The organism is Streptomyces sp. NPDC059169 (assembly GCF_042755225.1).
Classification (GTDB): domain Bacteria; phylum Actinomycetota; class Actinomycetes; order Streptomycetales; family Streptomycetaceae; genus Streptomyces.
The window spans coordinates 257,722-274,214 of record NZ_JBHZCF010000007.1; the positions used below are offsets into that span (position 1 = coordinate 257,722).

Sequence of the window (16,493 nt, forward strand, 5' to 3'; positions counted from 1 at the left end):
TCGCGACCGGCTTCCGTGCGGGGCGGGTGCGGGGCACGCCGGTAACCGCGCGGGAGGCCGGTACGCGCCGGTTCGGACGGGGTGACGCCCGGCGTCCGCTCCGCACACCACGCCCGCCCACCCGCACGCACTCCGAGTACGCTCCCTCGCACGACCGGCCATGGGCGTAACCCCGCGCACGTCGGTGCCGGGCCCGCACCACCGGCCGGTCCGGCGGTCGAGGACCAACACCCCGGGCACCCGTGCGGTGCGGGCACCGCACGGCGCGCGGCCAGCGGCTGCTCAGCGGACCGGCGTCGTACGGTCCGGGCCGCGGGGCTCCGAGCGACCCACCACCGTCCCCGCGCGGTCGATGCACACCACGTCCACCGTGACCGGCGCGCCCCGCAGCACCTCCAGCGCCTGGTCGCGGGCGGTTGCAGCCACCAGGTCGCCCAGCGGGACCGAGCGTGCGGCGCACAGCTGCAGGGCGGCCAACCCCGTGTTGGCCGCCGCCACGTCCGCCGCCAGTGCCTCGTCCGCCCCGCCGGCGCGCGCCAGCTCCGCGAGGAAGCCCTTGTCCACCTGAGACCGCGCCGAGTGCAGGTCCATGTGCCCCGCGGCGAGCTTGGACAGCTTGGCGAAGCCGCCGCAGATGGTGAGCCGATCCACCGGGTGCCTGCGGACGTACTTGAGCACGGCGCCTGCGAAGTCCCCCATGTCGAGCAGGGAATCCTCGGGCAGGCCGTACAGCGCGACCGCGGTCTTCTCGGACGTCGAGCCCGTGCATCCGGCCACGTGCGTGCGGCCCGCCGCACGCGCCACGTCCACGCCCCGGCGGATCGAGTCGATCCACGCTGAGCAGGAGTAGGGCACGACGACCCCGGTCGTGCCGAGGATGGACAGCCCGCCGAGGATGCCGAGGCGGGGGTTCCACGTGGAGCGGGCGATCTCCTCCCCGTCGTCGACGGAGACGGTGATTTCGACGTCGCCGGTGCCGCCGTGCCGGGTTGCGACCTCCGCGACGTGGTCGCGCATCAGCGTGCGCGGCACCGGGTTGATCGCGGGCTCGCCGACGTCCAGCGGCAGGCCGGGGCGGGTGACCGTGCCCACGCCCCGCCCGGCCCGGAACACCACGCCGGATCCCGCGGGCAGCAGCCGAACCGTGGAGCGGACCAGCGCACCGTGGGTGACGTCCGGGTCGTCGCCCGCGTCCTTCACCACGCCGGCCATCGCGAAGACGTCCGTCAGCTCCTCCGCGGCCAGCGCGAACGCCGGGGTGTGCCCCTTGGGCAGCGTGATCGTCACGGGGTCGGGGAAGTCGCCGGTGAGCAGGGCGGTGTACGCGGCGGTCGTCGCGGCCGTCGCGCAGGCACCGGTCGTCCAGCCGGACCGGAGGCCGGTGTGCTTCAGTTGGGCGGCACGACCGCCCCCGGCCTCACTCATCGAAGGACCCCATGCACATCCTCATCCTCGGCGGTACGACCGAGGCCCGCGGCCTCGCCGAGTCCCTGCACACGGGCGGGTGGCGGGTGACGACGTCGCTCGCGGGGCGCGTCGCCGCCCCGCGGCTGCCCGTGGGCGAGGTGCGAACCGGCGGCTTCGGCGGTTCGGAGGGCCTTGCCGCCTGGCTGCGCGAGCACCGGGTGGATGCGCTCATCGACGCCACCCATCCTTTCGCCGGGACGATCAGTTTCAACGCGGCGCGGGCCGCCGCCCTCGCCCATGTTCCCCTGTTGGCGCTCCGCAGGCCCGGGTGGGCCCCGTCGGAAGGCGACGACTGGCACCACGTGGGCTCGCTGCAGGAAGCGGCGCAGGCGCTGCCGACCCTGGGACGGCGGGTGTTCCTGACGACCGGCCGCATGGGGCTGGCGACCTTCGCGCACCTCGACGACCTCTGGTTCCTCGTCCGCTCGGTCGACCCCCCACAGGCCCCGTACCCGGCGCGGACGGAGGTCCTCCTGGACCGTGGCCCCTTCGGCCTCGACGGCGAGCGGGAACTGCTGCGCCGCCACCGCATCGACGTGGTCGTCACGAAGGACAGCGGAGGTGCGGCGACCGCCCCCAAGCTCACTGCCGCCCGCGAGGCGGGCGTCCCGGTGATCGTGGTCCGTCGCCCCCCGGCCCCGGGTGGCGTTCCGGTCGCGACGGCGCCGGAGGAGGCCCTGGCGTGGGTGGCGAAGCTCGCCCCCGGGGGCTCTGCGGACTGACGGGGCGGACGCCCGCCCCGCCGCCGATGCCCCCGCCGCCGACGCCCGCTCAGCCGCCGGCCGGCTCCGTGCCGGCCTCCGGGTACGAGCGCGGGGTCCAGACGATCTCCTCGCCGGAGCCCCGCGTGACGGTGCGGGTCTGCGAGGACCCCACCAACAGCAGGGTCCGCATGTCGACGACCGCCGGATCCAGGTCGCCCAGACGCACGATCCGTACGCTCTCCTCCGCACCGCCCACGTCTCGCGCCACCACCACGGGCGTGTGGGGCGCACGGTGCTCCAGCAGCAGTTCGCGGGCCTTGCCCACCTGCCAGGTGCGGCTGCGCGAGCCCGGGTTGTAGAGAGCCAGGACGAGATCGGCCGCCGCCGCGGCCCGTAGCCGCTCGGCGATGACCTCCCACGGCTTGAGCCGGTCGGAGAGCGAGATCGTCGCGTAGTCGTGGCCGAGCGGGGCGCCGGCCCGGGCCGCCGCTGCGTTCGCCGCGGTGACGCCCGGCAGGACGGAGACGGACACGTCCGCGTACGGCTCCTTCGACGCCACCTCCAGCACCGCCGTCGCCATGGCGAAGACGCCCGGGTCGCCGCCCGACACCACCGCCACCTTCCGTCCGCGGCGTGCGAGGTCGAGCGCGAACTCCGCTCGTTCCGTCTCCACCTTGTTGTCGGATCCGTGCCGTCGCTGGCCCGGTCGTACCGGCACCCGGTCCAGGTAGGTCGTGTAGCCGACCAGGTCGTCGGCGGAGGCCAGCGCGCCGCGCGTTTCGGGGGTGAGCCACAGCGGACCGGCGGGCCCCGTACCCACCACGACCACCTCGCCCCGCTCACGCACCGGGGGTGCCGTGTCGATACGGCTCGGCAGCACCGCGACCGAGAAGTACGGAACGGACGCGGGATCCACCCCGGCGAGTGGCTCCACGCGCTCGCCCGGCATCGTCGCGCGCTCCACGTACTGCGCGTCGTCCAGCCGTCCGGCGCGCTCCAGAGCGCTTCGCACAGCGGGGAAGGTCCGCCCCAACTTCATCACGACCGCCGAGTCGGTCGCCGCCAGACGGGCCGTCAGCTCCTCCTCGGGCAGCGTGCCCGGGATGATCGTCAGGGTCTCCTCGGCTTCCACCAGCGGTTTGCCGATGCGGGCGGCGGCGGCGCTCACCGAGGTGACCCCCGGCACCACCTCGGTGGGGTAGCGGTGCGCCAGCCGCTTGTGCATGTGCTGGTACGAGCCGTAGAAGAACGGGTCGCCCTCCGCGAGCACGGCGACGGTCCGTCCGGCGTCGAGGTGCGCCGCCAGCCGCTCGGCCGCCTCCTCGTAGAAGTCGTTGAGGGCGCCCCGGTAGCCGCCGGGGTGATCGGTGGTCTCGACGGTGATGGGGTACATCAGCCGTTCCTCGACCTGGTCCGGTCGGAGGTGCTCGGCCACGATGGAACGCGCGATGGACCGGCCGTGCCGGGCGCAGTGGTACGCGACCACGTCGGCCTCGGCGATGACCTGGACGGCCCGCAGGGTCATCAGGGACGGGTCGCCGGGGCCGAGCCCCACGCCGTACAGCCGTCCGGGGGTCTTCGTGGTCATTCCGCCTCACTCGCCATCGCGTTGATCGCTGCCGCGGCCATGGCACTGCCGCCGCGCCGTCCGCGCACCACCAGGTGCTCCAGGCCCGACGCGTGGGCGGCGAGCGCCTCCTTGGACTCGGCGGCGCCGATGAAGCCGACCGGTACGCCGATGACGGCCGCCGGGCGGGGCGCCCCTCCCTCGATCATCTCCAGGAGCCGGAACAGCGCCGTGGGCGCGTTGCCGACGGCGACGACCGCACCGTCGAGCCGGTCACGCCACAGCTCCAGCGCCGCGGCGCTCCGCGTGGTGCCGAGGTCGACGGCCAGCGCGGGCACGGACGGGTCGGAGAGGGTGCATATCACCTCGTTGTCGGCGGGCAGCCGCTTGCGGGTGACACCGCTCGCCACCATCTGGGCGTCGCAGAGGATCGGTGCGCCGGCGCGCAGGGCCGTGCGGGCGCGGGCCACCACGTCGGGGGAGTAGGCAAGGTCGCGGACGAGGTCGACCATGCCGCAGGCGTGGATCATCCGTACCGCGACCCGGCTGACGTCGGCGGGCAGCGGGGCGAGGTCGGCTTCCGCCCGGATCGTGGCAAAGGACCGGCGGTAGATCTCCGCACCGTCCTTCTCGTAGTCGAACACGGTCTTCTCGCTCATTTCGTCGGTGTGGTCGTCGATGTGGATCTGCGGGCCGCCGCGACCGCGTCGGCTAGCCGAGCGGTGGTCGCGACGGCTACGGAGGCGCCGCCTGCGGTCACCCGGTACGTGCCGTCCGGCAGGGCGAGGGCGTCGACGTGCTCCCCGTGCGGATGGCCGCAGCGGCGCTCGCAGCCGGAGAAGTACACGGGCAGGAGGGCCTGCGGAGGGGAGTCGGAGGGCTGCGGACCCGTGGGGTCGGGACCCGTCGGCGGGGCGTCCTCGCCGGGGCGGTCCCGACCGGTCGCCGCATCGGCGCGTACGTCCGCGAATGCCTTGCCGCACCCGGGCCGACCGGTGCAGGCGCCTACGCCGTACCAGGGGGACCCGGTGCCGGTGATCAGGCCGGCCTCGTCCAGGGCGCGGAGCCGTGCGCGGGCTTCGTCCGGGTCCGTGAAGCCGGGCACGACGACCCCGCGCCAGGGAGTGAGGCGGACCTCGTCCGACGGCGCGGGCAGCAGCGCGCGGGCCTGGGCGGCGGTGAGTCGGCCGAGGGGGGCGGCGACGGACACGGCCCACCGGCCGGGACCTTCGACGAGCCCGGGGCGGGGGCCGGCGCCCTGCGGGCCGGGACCGGCTCCGGGCCCAGAGCCGTGCTCCGTGCCGGCGCCGGCTGCCCGAGGGCCGTCCGTGGCCGCCCCGGTGGGGTCCGTCCGCTCCCCTGCGTCCGCGCGCACCCGCGTCGCCGCGATGCCCGCCGCCTCCAGTTGCGCACCCACGGCCGGTGCCTGCCCGGCCGGTAGTTCCCGCACCCGCCAGGCTCCCGTGCCGGAGTCTTCCGCCGCCGTGAGGAAGGCCTCGGCAGCCGCGAGGGCGGCCCGCGGTGCGTCCCCCGCCGCGATGCGGAAGGCCTGTGCTCCGACGTGCACGACGGCCGAACCGCCGTCCGCTGCGAGCAAGGTCACATCCGCCCCGAGCCCCGCCACGTCGCCCCGCCCGTCGTCCAGGGCGAACAGGAAACGACCGGAGAGCCGGGCCGCCCGCCCGCTCGCGCACAGCAGCGCGTCCAGCTGTCGTGCCCACAACTGCACGGTGCCGCAGCCGAGTCCGTCGAGTCCGGCGAGCGGTGAGGACACGACGTTCCGGACCCGTTCATGGGTGTCGGAGGGCAGCAGTCCGGCGTCCCGCAGGAAGTCCGCCAGCTGTGCACCGCACTCCTCGCCCAGTCCGCGCAGCTCGACGTTCCCGCGCGACGTGACACTCAGCATGCCGTCGCCCAGCTCCTCGGCGGCCCGCGCCAGGGTGGTGAGCTGATGTGACGTCAGAAGCCCTCCGGGTAGCCGGAGTCGGGCCAGGTGCCCGTCGTCGGCCGGATGTAGCCGCAGTGCGCCCGGGCATGCATCGGACCGTTCCCGTATGCGAGGTTCGCCCCGGTTCGGGGGTGTTGCGGGTGTGGGCGGCATGGCGGCGAGCATACCCACGTCCTTCCAGGTGACCGCCCTGCCGGTGAGGGCAGCCTCTACTATGCAGACGGCACGGGGTCCCAGGACCCTAGGGAGGAAGCCCGGTGAGAATCCGGCGCGGTCCCGCCACTGTGAGCCGGCCCCCCGGGGCCCGGCGAGCCAGGAACTCCCGCCGTCCTACGACCACCCGGGGCGCGGACACCCCGAGGAAGGCCTGCGCACGCCATGATCCTGCTGCTGTCGACCTCCGACACCGACCTGCTCAGCGCCCGTGCGGCCGCGGGCCCGGTCGAGTACCGCCTCGCCAACCCCTCCCGGCTCCCGGCTGCGGGTACCCCCCAGGCCGAAGGCCCTGGCGGACTGCGCGATCTGCTGGAGGGCACCGAGCTCGTCGTCGTACGGCTGCTCGGTGGTCTGCGCGCCTGGCCGGAAGGTCTCGACGTGCTGCTCGCCGCCGACCAGACCCGCCCGGTCGTGGTCCTGACCGGCGAACAGGCCCCCGACGCCCAGCTGATGGAGGCGTCAACGGTGCCCATCGGCATCGCGGCCGAGGCCCACGCCTACCTGGCGCACGGCGGCCCGGACAACCTGGAGCAGTTGGCGCGCTTCCTGTCGGACACCGTCCTGCTCACCGGCCACGGCTTCGAGCCCCCGGCCGCAGCCCCGAGCTGGGGTCCGCTCGACCGCACCCCGCGCGTCACCGACGGCCCCACCATCGCGGTGCTGTACTACCGGGCCCACCACATGAGCGGCAACACCGCGTTCGTCGGAGCCCTCTGCGACGCCGTCGAGGACGCGGGCGGCCGGGCCCTCCCGCTCTACGTCGCCTCACTGCGCACCCCCGAGCCGGAGCTGCTCGACCGGCTGCGCGGCGCGGACGCCGTCGTCACCACCGTCCTCGCCGCCGGTGGCACCCGGCCGGCCGAGGCGCAGGCGGCCGAGATGGACCTCTCGCCGCAGAGCGCCCCCGCTGAAGGCGGCGGGGAGCCACGGGCGGGCGGGGACGACGAGTCCTGGGACGCCGGAGAGCTCGCCGCGCTCGACGTACCGGTGCTCCAGGCCCTGTGCCTGACCGGTTCGCGCAGCGCCTGGGAGGAGAACGACGAGGGCCTCTCGCCGCTGGACGCCGCGAGCCAGGTCGCGGTCCCCGAGTTCGACGGCCGCCTGATCACCGTTCCGTTCTCCTTCAAGGAGATCGACGAGGACGGCCTGCCCGCGTACGTCGCCGATCCCGAGCGCGCCGCCCGCGTCGCCGGCATCGCAGTGCGCCACGCCCGGCTGCGCCACATCGCCAACGCGGACAAGCGCATCGCGCTCGTCCTCTCCGCGTACCCGACCAAGCACTCCCGCATCGGCAACGCGGTCGGCCTCGACACGCCCGCCTCCGCCGTCGCCCTGCTGCGCCGACTCGTCGACGAGGGATACGACTTCGGCGCGGAGGAGATCCCCGGCCTCGCGTCCGGTGACGGCGACGAGCTGATCCGTGCGCTCATCGACGCCGGCGGCCACGACCAGGACTGGCTCACCGAGGAGCAGCTGGCCCGCAACCCCGTCCGCATCCCGGCCGCCGACTACGAGCGCTGGTACGCGACGCTGCCCGCCGAGCTGCGCGCGGGCGTCGAGGAGCACTGGGGCCCGGCGCCCGGCGAGATGTTCCTGGACCGCTCCCGCAACCCCGAGGGCGACATCGTGCTGGCCGCCCTGCGCCGCGGGAACCTGCTGATCATCATCCAGCCGCCGCGCGGCTTCGGCGAGAACCCGATCGCGATCTACCACGACCCTGATCTGCCGCCCTCGCACCACTACCTCGCCGCCTACCGCTGGATCGCGGCCCGGCAGGACGACGGGGGCTTCGGAGCAGACGCGATGATCCACCTCGGCAAGCACGGCAACCTGGAGTGGCTGCCGGGCAAGAACGCCGGACTGTCCGCGGCCTGCGCCCCCGACGCCGCGCTCGGCGACCTGCCGCTGGTCTACCCGTTCCTGGTCAACGACCCGGGCGAGGGCACCCAGGCCAAGCGCCGGGTGCACGCCACCCTCGTCGACCACCTCATCCCGCCGATGGCGCGCGCCGACTCCTACGGTGACATCGCACGCCTGGAACAGCTGCTCGACGAGTACGCGCAGATCTCCTCCATGGACCCGGCGAAGCTGCCCGCCATCCGCGCCCAGATCTGGACGCTGATCCAGGCGGCCAAGCTCGACCACGACCTGGGGATGGAGGACCGTCCGGACGACGACGGCTTCGACGACTTCCTGCTGCACGTCGACGGCTGGCTGTGCGAGGTGAAGGACGCGCAGATCCGTGACGGCCTGCACGTCCTCGGTGGCGCGCCCACCGGTCCGGAGCGGGTCAACCTCGTCCTGTCGATCCTGCGCGCCCGGCAGATCTGGGGCGGGACGACCGCGCTGCCCGGACTGCGCGAAGCCCTCGGCCTCGACGAGTCGGCCGCGACCCGCACGGGCGCCGACGAGGCGGAGGCCACCGCCCGCGCCCTCGTCGAGGCGATGGAGGAGGCGGACTGGAACCCGGCCGCAGTTCCGGCGGTGGCCGGGGGGCACGGCCGCAAGGTCGCCGACATCCTCGACTTCGCGGCCCGCCAGGTCGTTCCCCGCCTCGCCGCCACGACCGATGAACTCGACCACGCCGTCCATGCGTTGAACGGCGGCTTCGTGCCCGCGGGTCCATCCGGTTCGCCGTTGCGCGGGCTGGTCAACGTCCTTCCGACCGGGCGCAACTTCTACTCCGTCGACCCCAAGGCCGTACCGTCGCGCCTCGCCTGGGAGACCGGCCAGGCCCTCGCAGAGTCGCTGCTCACGCGCTACTTCGACGACAACGGCGAGTGGCCGACGTCCGTCGGCCTCTCCCTGTGGGGCACCAGCGCGATGCGCACCGCGGGCGACGACGTCGCCGAAGCGCTGGCCCTGCTCGGCATCCGCCCCGTCTGGGACGACGCCTCGCGCCGGGTCACCGGACTGGAACCGGTCCCGGCCGAGGAGCTGGGCCGCCCCCGTGTCGACGTCACGCTGCGCATCTCCGGCTTCTTCCGCGACGCGTTCCCGCACACGATCGGGCTACTCGACGACGCGGTGCGCCTCGCGGCCTCGCTCGACGAGCCGGCGGACGTCAACCACGTGCGCGCGCACACCCAGGCCGACCTCGCGGTCCACGGTGACGAGCGACGTGCCACCACCCGGATCTTCGGCTCCCGCCCCGGCACGTACGGCGCGGGCCTCCTCCAGCTCATCGACTCCCGCGACTGGCGCACCGACGCCGACCTCGCGGAGGTCTACACGGTGTGGGGCGGCTACGCCTACGGTCGGGGCCTCGAAGGCCGTGCCGCCCGGGAGGAGATGGAGACGGCGTACAAGCGGATCGCGGTCGCGGCGAAGAACACCGACACCCGAGAGCACGACATCGCCGACTCCGACGACTACTTCCAGTACCACGGGGGAATGGTCGCCACCGTGCGTGCGCTGCGCGGCACGGCCCCCGAGGCGTACATCGGCGACTCGACCCGTCCCGAGACGGTCCGCACCCGCACGCTCGTCGAGGAGACCTCCCGGGTCTTCCGCGCCCGCGTGGTCAACCCCAAGTGGATCGAGGCGATGCGCCGCCACGGCTACAAGGGCGCGTTCGAGCTCGCCGCGACCGTGGACTACCTCTTCGGGTACGACGCCACGACGGGCGTGATCGCCGACTGGATGTACGACAAGCTGACCCAGGCGTACGTCCTCGACCCGGAGAACCGCACGTTCCTCCGGCAGGCCAACCCGTGGGCCCTGCACGGCATCGCGGAGCGGCTGTTGGAGGCGGAGTCGCGCGGTATGTGGGAGAAGCCCGACCCGGCGGTCCTCGCCGAGCTGCGCGAGGTCTTCCTGGAGACGGAGGGCGACCTGGAGGGCGGCGACGCCTGATGCCGGGCGCATGACGTAAGACTTCCGTCACCACGCGGAGCGGTCCGCCGGCGGTCCCGGGCCGCTTCAATGGGGATCATGAAGACAGCAGTCTTGAGGAAGCCGGGGGTCGTCGTCGGCCTCGCCGTGGTCGCCGTGCTGGTCGCGGCAGGTCTGTACTGGTTCCAGCCGTGGAAGCTGTGGGCGGACCAGACCGTGCGCGAGGAGCTTCCGGTGACGGCGACGCCGCCGTCGCCCGGTGCCACGGCCGGGACCGGTACGCCGAAGACCCTCGCCACCGGCACGTTCATCAGCCACGAGCACCACACGTCCGGAACCGTGAAGATCGTCGAGCTGCCCGACGGCAGCAGGACCCTGCGGCTGGAGGACCTGGACACCAGCAACGGACCGGCCCTGCGCGTCTGGCTCACCGACCAGCCGGTGAAGGCGGGCAAGGACGGCTGGCACGTCTTCGACGACGGCGCGTACGTCAGCCTCGGCGAGCTCAAGGGCAACAAGGGCGACCAGAACTATCCGCTGCCCGCCGGCCTGGACCTCGACCGCTACCGGAGCATCTCCATCTGGTGCGACCGCTTCGACGTCTCCTTCGGGGCCGCGGAGCTCTCCGGGAAAGCCGGCTAGCAGCCGCGTAGCCTGGGAGGACGATGAAGACCTTCTCCACGTCACGGGGTGACCTCGGGCTCACCCGCTTCCCCGAGGACTCCCGTGACCAGCTCCGTGCCTGGGACGCTTCCGACGAGTACCTGCTGCGCCACCTGGAGGACCGGGAGCCGTCCGGCACCCTCGTCCTCCTCGGGGACCGCTGGGGCGCCCTCGCCACCGCACTGGCCGCACACCGTCCCGTGCAGATCAGCGACTCGTACCTGGCCCAGTCGGCGACCCGGGCGAACCTCGCGCGAAACCGCACGGCAGCCGAGGCGGCCGGGGTCGCACTGCTGACGACGCAGGACGCACCGCCGGACCGCATCGACGTCCTGCTCGTCCGGATCCCCAAGAGCCTCGCTCTCCTGGAGGACCAGCTGCAGCGGCTCGCTCCGGGCCTTCACGCGGACACCCTCGTCGTCGGTACGGGCATGGTGACCGAGATCCACACGTCGACGCTGAAGCTCTTCGAGCGGATCGTCGGCCCGACCAGGACCTCCCTGGCGGTGAAGAAGGCGCGGCTGATCTTCTGCACCCCGGACCCGGCGCGGACCGGGGCCCCGGTGACCGAGCCGTGGCCGCGTACCTACACCCTGCCCACCGGCATCGGGGCCATGTCGGGCCGACCCGTGGTGAACCACGCGGGAATCTTCTGCGCGGAGCGCCTCGACATCGGCACCCGCTTCTTCCTGCAGCACCTGCCGCGCCCCCGGGGTCGGGCCCGCGTCGTGGACCTGGGCTGTGGGAACGGCGTGGTCGGCACGGCCGTGGCGGTCGCGCACCCCCAGGCCGAAGTCGTCTTCACGGACGAGTCGTTCCAGGCCGTCGCGTCGGCGGAGGCGACGTTCCGAGCGAACGTCGGGCGGGACGTCGAGGCGGCGTTCCTCGCGGGCGACGCACTCTCCGGGGTGGAACGGGAGTCGGCGGACCTGGTGTTGAACAACCCGCCGTTCCACACCCACCGCGCGCTGACCGACCGCACGGCGTGGCGCATGTTCACCGGCGCGCGCGCCGCGTTGCGCCCCGGCGGTGAGCTGTGGGTGGTCGGTAACCGCCACCTCGGCTACCACGTGCGTCTCCGTCGTCTCTTCGGCACCTGCGAGACCGTGGCGAGCAACCCGAAGTTCGTCGTCCTGAGGGCGGTCAAGCCGGCGTGAGCCGGCGGGTCCGGGGGAGTTGCCGGGCCGTGTGAACCCTCTGCCGTGCGCCCGGCGTGCTGTCGTACGCCGGCCGTTGTCCTGCGCCGGCCGTTGTCCTGCGCGTGCCGTAACGGTCGGCGCAGCTCGTGGGGCTCCGCCGGGGCCCGCGCCGCGGAGGAACCGTCGGTACCCCACTCGAACGGTCGAGCGCGCCGGGCGCCCGCCGGAGCGTTCGCCGCTTTCGCACCAAGACCTCTGCCCATACGGGATATTGGGGGCATGACGGAGTTCAAGGGCCGTTGGGAACGGCACACGCTGATTCCCGCGAGCCGCAGGGATCCGGCGGATCGGCCGGCAGAGCCCATCTACGCGTCACTCGCGGCCCAGTGGTCGCGGCAGGGCAGAGCGGTCCCCGGTGTTCCCGACCGGGAGTGGACGGCTCTTGTCACGCGCTCCTGCTGGCCTCGCTGGTGATGCTCATCCGCCTTTCCCGACGCACCTGATACGCATATTCACAGTTGGTCATACAGGATTCCTGATATCCCGCACAGGGCCATTTGGGTGACGCCCCGGAACCAAACCCCTCGTTCCGAGTTGAACCGACGCGCGGACAAGCCGGCGGGTTCGGCGGGAAGACAGGTGGTGGTGATCGAAAGAGCTGTGGTGGTGAGGGAGCCGCAAGCCCCGCGCGTCGGCGATGACGTCGACGGGGGCAAGGGTTGAGCTCGGTCGCAGCACGGGTGGTCGCACTCCTGACGACACGACAGCTCCCGTGCGAATTGGCGGAGCGGTGCACCCCGCTTCCGAGTGAAACGTGCGGAATTGATTACCAAAGGGTTTCCTCGTCCCTCGCTGCTCGTTGGTAGTGCGTAAGTGGCATTGCCGCGGCGACTACCTGACCGCAAGAGGAGGAATCCACAATGAAGTACGGGAAGACCGCCACCCTGTTCGTCGGAGCGGTACTGGCTACGGGCATGGCGTCGCCCGCCCTCGCGGACTCCGGTGCCGAAGGCTCGGCCGGCGGCTCACCGGGCGTCCTCTCCGGCAACGTCGTCCAGGTTCCGCTGCACGTGCCGGTGAATCTCTGCGGTAACGGCATCAATGCCATCGCCCTGCTGAACCCGGCGTTCGGCAACACCTGCGTGAACGGCTGACGGTAGTCGTCACGCAGGCCTGAAGGGTCGTTCTATGCCGGTCGTGGGGTGCCCACCGCGTGCACCCCGGGGCTGGCTCTCGAATCGAGAGTCGGGAAGTACATCGAGATGCGACAGGTCATCAGCAAGGGAATCCTGACGGCCGCGGCGGCCACCAGCATTCTGTCTCTGAGCGGTGCGTACGCCAGCGCCGCATCCCAGGCGGACGGCGAGGCCACGGGCTCCCCGGGCGTGCTGTCGGGCAACGTCGTCCAGCTGCCCGTGGACGCCCCCGTCAACGCATGCGGCAACTCCGTGAACGTCGTCGGGCTGCTGAACCCGGCGTTCGGCAACGCCTGCAGCAACGAGTCGGACGGTGCGACGGCGGCGTCCGGTTCCATGGCCAGCGGCACCGCGGAGGGCTCCCCGGGCGTGCTGTCGGGCAATGTCGTCCAGGCCCCGGTCCACGTGCCGGTCAACGCCTGCGGCAACACGATCGACGTGGTCGGCGCGCTCAACCCGGCGAGTGGCAACGCCTGTGGTGGCGGGCTGCCGGCCGCCACCACTCCGGAGGAGCCCACCACTCCCGAGGTGCCGGTGACGCCGGAGATTCCGGTCACCCCCGAGATTCCGGTGACGCCGGAGATTCCGGTCATCCCCGAGATCCCCGAGATCCCCGAGATCCCCGAGGTGCCGGTGACGCCCGAGGTCCCGGTCACCCCCGAGGTCCCCGTGACCACGGAGATCCCGGTCACCCCCGAGGTGCCCGTGAAGCCTGAGGTCCCGGCCACCCCGGTGGACGGCTCGTCAACCTCCGAAGAGGTCGCCACGCCCGCCGTCGGTGCTCCGCAGCTGGCCCACACCGGCAGCGCCGGAACCCTCGCGGCTGCGGGCGTCGCCGCCGCCCTGCTGGCCGGCGGTGGCGTGCTCTACCGCCGCGGTGCGGTGGCAGCCCGGCGCTGACGCGCCTGCACGTCCCGTGCGGCACGGCCGGGAGGGTCGCCCCCTCGATCCTCCCGGCCGGCCGCCGTGCTCCGAGGGCCGTGCCCCCCGTCAGGGGATCCGCGCTCCGCCGCCGTGGCGGGGACGTCGTGCGGACCGTTCACCCCCCGCGGGTCGCCCGTCCACGGAGGCGCGCAGCGCCCGTAGCCACAACAGCACCACGCTGCGCCGACACCCCAGCAGATAGCGGTGGTTGGTGCGGACCTCGGGGCGCCAGCGGTAGGGGTTCGTCCCGTCCTGGCGCGGCAGGCTCAGTACGGTCCGGCCCGTTCCCTGCCCGGCACAGGTGTGCAGCATCATCATCGCCACGTCCGCTTCGCTCTCCCGCAGGTCAGGGTGCGTGCCGTACAGGTATCCGCAGGTCAGCCCGGGTGAGATCAAGACCAGCACGACCGCGATGACGCTTTCGTCCAGCACGAACTCCGTCATCCGGGCCTGCCCGTTGCGTGCCATCTCCCGCACGGCACGGGCCAGATGCATCGAGAACCGCAGCTGCACGTGCTCGGGTGCCGCCTTCCGTCCCTTGCGGTGCAGCCTGACCAGCGTCCGCACCGCAACGGGGACGTCCTCCCAAGGGACCGGCCGTTGGTCGATGCCGAGCGCGTTGAGAACCCCGAGACCGGCACGCGCCTGCCGGGCCTGCGGAGCCGGCAGCCTGGCGAACAGGTCGTCCAACGGAACGCCGGGCAGTTCGAGACACGCTGAGTCGGCCCGCCGCAGACGCGGCCCGTGCCAGTGTGCGTACAGCCGCTCCGCGGCCCCTCCCGTTCGCACCTCCCGCAGGTCGATCACCGCGTGGCCGGCCGTCTCCGCCAGCGCTCCGGCCAGCGCCCGAGCCGCCTCCTCCGCGCAGTGGTCGTCGAGCAGGACGTCTCCGTAGTCGGTGATGTCGGCGCCGAGCGGCACGAGTGCCGGGAACGGCTTGCGGACCAGCATCAGCGGCGCCGCCGCCACGAGTACCGGCCCCCGTCGGACGAGCACGATCCGCAGCCGCCCCGGAACGCCGTACGACAGCCACCAGGAGTACAACCAGGCGTGGCTCTGGAAGGCGGTGGCGGTGCGGCAGTGGCGGTGCAACCGCTGCCAGGCGTCGGCGACACGGGCGAACTGCCGCTCGTTCCTGCAGATCTCGACGGTGAATCCGCCTCGGTCCTGGTAGCGGTGGCGGGCCTGCGGCAGGCCCGGATCCCGGCGCCGCGCGCGACGCCTTCCTGCCGTCGCACCGTCTGGTCTGCCGTCTGGTCTGCCGTCCGGTTCGGTCATGGGGACTCACCTCCGTGGTGCGGATGGGGCGTTCGGCGCGGACACCGTCGCGGTCGCGGCACAGCTCCGCGACCGCGCGCTCGGCGTGCCGTACGTCGTGGCCGGAAAGGGCGCGCTGGTGACCCTCGCGGCCGAGCGCGGCGCGCGGGGGCGCGTCGAGCAGGAGGTCCCCGTCGGCTGTGGCCAGGGCACGGAGACCCCGGAGGGGCGCCGGACAGAACGGCGCGTGCCCGGGCGGCGGGCTCTCGCCCGCCCGGTACGCGGCCGTCACCGCGGCGGGTCGACCGTATGGCGTGGCCTCCGACCGGCCCGAGGTCCTGCCTTCCCGACGGGGCGGCGGGATGAGGAGGTCGGCCGTCCTGCGCCAGGGCGCGGCGTCCTCCGCGGCACCGGCGAACCACGCTGCTCCTGGCGCGTCCGCAGGCAGTTGCTCGTCGTCTGGGCCGTCGTCGACCGGGCCGAGCACGGAGCCGGGCAGGCACGGCTCGGTGTCCACGCCGGTGCGGATGAGGGCCCATCGTGCGTCGGTCCCGGCGCGCCACGGGCGGACGACGTGGAGCGCGGCGGGGCGGCGGCCGTTCGTGGGGGAGGACAGCGGCACGGGCAGGTCTCCGCTCGTGGACTGGCTCGGATGCGGGGTGGTGCCGGGTGCGGCTCGTCGGCCGCAGGGGAAGGGACGTGCTGTCGCCGGGGCCCGGGCGCGCCCGAGGCGCGTCACCTGAGCGGGGCCGAGGCCCCACCCCGAACGGTTGTTCTTGTCGTGGGGGAGTTCAGGCAGACGGGTGTCGGACCGGCCGTGGTCGGTAATCCCTGCGAAACCTGTTTTCGTGTGTTCTTCGTGTTTCGAGGGATCGGAGTGACTCTAACCCCTACGTTGCGCAGAACCGCGCAGGATGGCGTGCCGCGAATTAACCCTTTTGGTGTTCCCGCGTATCCGGAGTTCGGTTGCCGTCGTTGATGGTGTGCCTCATCGGTTAACCGGAAGGAAGAAATGATGAAGCGAATCGCCAAGTCGCTCGCCCTCGCAGGCACCGGCGCCGCACTGGTCATGGGCGGTGCCGGCATGGCTGCCGCCGACAGTGGTGCGGCCGGCGCTGCGGAGGGCTCGCCCGGCGTCCTGTCCGGCAATGTCGTCCAGGCCCCGGTCCACGTGCCGGTCAACGCCTGCGGCAACACGGTTTCCGTCATCGGCCTGCTGAACCCGGCCATGGCGAACGCCTGCGGCAACGGCTGACGAACGTCCCGCCCGGCAGCACCGCGCTGCCGGGCACGGCGCGCTCGTGTGCCGGGCTGCGTCACCCCTTTGGCCGCACAACCTCACGGCCGCTACTTCCGTTGACCTTTTGGCCGAGCATTCACGTTCGGCACTGAAACACATGAACAAGGAGTGCTTCTCCATGTCGCGTACCGCGAAGGCTTTTGCCCTGTCCACCGTTGTCGCCGCCGCCGTTGCGGGCTCGGCCGGCCTCGCCGTCGCCGACAGCGGTGCGACGGGCACCGCTGCGGGTTCGCCGGGCGTCCTCTCGGGCAACGAGGCCCAGGTTCCGGTCCACGTGC

At 73.0% G+C, this 16,493-nt stretch carries 13 protein-coding genes and 1 riboswitch; of the genes, 8 read left to right on the forward strand and 5 right to left on the reverse strand.

Annotated features, from left to right (window positions below; genetic code table 11):
* Positions 1–282: 282 nt before the first annotated feature.
* Positions 283–1,425, reverse strand: a complete 1,143-nt coding sequence (locus ACFXOM_RS15915; protein ID WP_384944067.1) for a cobalt-precorrin-5B (C(1))-methyltransferase — start codon at positions 1,423–1,425, stop codon at positions 283–285.
* 11 nt (positions 1,426–1,436) lie between these two features.
* Here ACFXOM_RS15915 and ACFXOM_RS15920 point away from each other — a divergent pair, with 11 nt between their 5' ends.
* Positions 1,437–2,189 carry a cobalt-precorrin-6A reductase gene (locus tag ACFXOM_RS15920; protein WP_385038179.1) on the forward strand — a complete coding sequence of 251 codons (753 nt, stop codon included), beginning with the start codon at positions 1,437–1,439 and terminating at the stop codon, positions 2,187–2,189.
* A 49-nt stretch (positions 2,190–2,238) separates the two neighbouring features.
* On the opposite strand, the gene ACFXOM_RS15925 is transcribed toward ACFXOM_RS15920, so the two are convergent.
* From ACFXOM_RS15925 to ACFXOM_RS15935, 3 genes are read right to left on the reverse strand one after another with little or no spacing between them, the layout of a single operon-like run.
* Positions 2,239–3,759 carry a precorrin-2 C(20)-methyltransferase gene (locus tag ACFXOM_RS15925; protein WP_384929257.1) on the reverse strand — a complete coding sequence of 507 codons (1,521 nt, stop codon included), beginning with the start codon at positions 3,757–3,759 and terminating at the stop codon, positions 2,239–2,241.
* On the reverse strand, positions 3,756–4,397 hold the full coding sequence (locus ACFXOM_RS15930) for a precorrin-8X methylmutase (protein WP_384929254.1): 642 nt from the start codon (positions 4,395–4,397) through the stop codon (positions 3,756–3,758). The genes ACFXOM_RS15925 and ACFXOM_RS15930 overlap by 4 nt, the downstream gene beginning before the upstream one ends.
* Complete coding sequence (locus tag ACFXOM_RS15935) at positions 4,394–5,851, reverse strand: cobalamin biosynthesis protein CobG (RefSeq protein ID WP_385038181.1); 1,458 nt, start codon at positions 5,849–5,851, stop codon at positions 4,394–4,396. Before ACFXOM_RS15935 ends, ACFXOM_RS15930 begins: the two co-directional genes overlap by 4 nt.
* A 45-nt stretch (positions 5,852–5,896) precedes the next feature.
* Positions 5,897–6,027: riboswitch (cobalamin riboswitch) on the forward strand.
* Positions 6,028–6,064: 37 nt separating this feature from the next.
* Here ACFXOM_RS15935 and cobN point away from each other — a divergent pair.
* The 5 genes from cobN to ACFXOM_RS15960 all read left to right on the forward strand — a co-directional run bounded on the left by cobN (position 6,065) and on the right by ACFXOM_RS15960 (position 13,634).
* On the forward strand, positions 6,065–9,757 hold the full coding sequence (gene cobN / locus ACFXOM_RS15940; RefSeq protein WP_385038184.1) for a cobaltochelatase subunit CobN: 3,693 nt from the start codon (positions 6,065–6,067) through the stop codon (positions 9,755–9,757).
* A 78-nt stretch (positions 9,758–9,835) separates the two neighbouring features.
* The gene (locus ACFXOM_RS15945) at positions 9,836–10,378 is read left to right on the forward strand and encodes a DM13 domain-containing protein (protein WP_384929245.1); all 543 of its coding nucleotides are present in this window, start codon (positions 9,836–9,838) and stop codon (positions 10,376–10,378) included.
* Between the two features lie 23 nt (positions 10,379–10,401).
* The gene (locus ACFXOM_RS15950) at positions 10,402–11,556 is read left to right on the forward strand and encodes a methyltransferase (protein ID WP_384929243.1); all 1,155 of its coding nucleotides are present in this window, start codon (positions 10,402–10,404) and stop codon (positions 11,554–11,556) included.
* Positions 11,557–12,458: 902 nt separating this feature from the next.
* Positions 12,459–12,692 (forward strand): chaplin, encoded by a 234-nt coding sequence (locus ACFXOM_RS15955; protein ID WP_384929240.1) that lies wholly within the window; start codon positions 12,459–12,461, stop codon positions 12,690–12,692.
* Positions 12,693–12,800: 108 nt separating this feature from the next.
* Complete coding sequence (locus ACFXOM_RS15960; RefSeq protein ID WP_385038186.1) at positions 12,801–13,634, forward strand: chaplin family protein; 834 nt, start codon at positions 12,801–12,803, stop codon at positions 13,632–13,634.
* A 90-nt stretch (positions 13,635–13,724) separates the two neighbouring features.
* Here ACFXOM_RS15960 and ACFXOM_RS15965 read toward each other — a convergent pair whose 3' ends face one another.
* On the reverse strand, positions 13,725–14,936 hold the full coding sequence (locus ACFXOM_RS15965) for a GNAT family N-acetyltransferase (protein WP_384944075.1): 1,212 nt from the start codon (positions 14,934–14,936) through the stop codon (positions 13,725–13,727).
* A 994-nt stretch (positions 14,937–15,930) separates the two neighbouring features.
* On the opposite strand from ACFXOM_RS15965, the gene ACFXOM_RS15970 reads away from it, so the two are divergent.
* Complete coding sequence (locus tag ACFXOM_RS15970) at positions 15,931–16,170, forward strand: chaplin (protein ID WP_384929232.1); 240 nt, start codon at positions 15,931–15,933, stop codon at positions 16,168–16,170.
* Between the two features lie 163 nt (positions 16,171–16,333).
* The coding region (locus ACFXOM_RS15975; RefSeq protein WP_385038255.1) for a chaplin family protein at positions 16,334–16,493 on the forward strand (160 nt) is incomplete at its 3' end.

Coding starts and splice junctions, on each gene's coding strand:
- ACFXOM_RS15955 (WP_384929240.1), top strand. CDS start 12,459: ATGAAGTACGGGAAGACCGCCACCCTGTTCGTCGGAGCGGTACTGGCT.
- ACFXOM_RS15970 (WP_384929232.1), top strand. CDS start 15,931: ATGAAGCGAATCGCCAAGTCGCTCGCCCTCGCAGGCACCGGCGCCGCA.
- ACFXOM_RS15930 (WP_384929254.1), bottom strand. CDS start 4,397: ATGAGCGAGAAGACCGTGTTCGACTACGAGAAGGACGGTGCGGAGATC.
- cobN (WP_385038184.1), top strand. CDS start 6,065: ATGATCCTGCTGCTGTCGACCTCCGACACCGACCTGCTCAGCGCCCGT.
- ACFXOM_RS15920 (WP_385038179.1), top strand. CDS start 1,437: ATGCACATCCTCATCCTCGGCGGTACGACCGAGGCCCGCGGCCTCGCC.
- ACFXOM_RS15965 (WP_384944075.1), bottom strand. CDS start 14,936: ATGACCGAACCGGACGGCAGACCAGACGGCAGACCAGACGGTGCGACG.
- ACFXOM_RS15945 (WP_384929245.1), top strand. CDS start 9,836: ATGAAGACAGCAGTCTTGAGGAAGCCGGGGGTCGTCGTCGGCCTCGCC.
- ACFXOM_RS15935 (WP_385038181.1), bottom strand. CDS start 5,851: ATGCTCGCCGCCATGCCGCCCACACCCGCAACACCCCCGAACCGGGGC.
- ACFXOM_RS15915 (WP_384944067.1), bottom strand. CDS start 1,425: ATGAGTGAGGCCGGGGGCGGTCGTGCCGCCCAACTGAAGCACACCGGC.
- ACFXOM_RS15950 (WP_384929243.1), top strand. CDS start 10,402: ATGAAGACCTTCTCCACGTCACGGGGTGACCTCGGGCTCACCCGCTTC.
- ACFXOM_RS15925 (WP_384929257.1), bottom strand. CDS start 3,759: ATGACCACGAAGACCCCCGGACGGCTGTACGGCGTGGGGCTCGGCCCC.
- ACFXOM_RS15960 (WP_385038186.1), top strand. CDS start 12,801: ATGCGACAGGTCATCAGCAAGGGAATCCTGACGGCCGCGGCGGCCACC.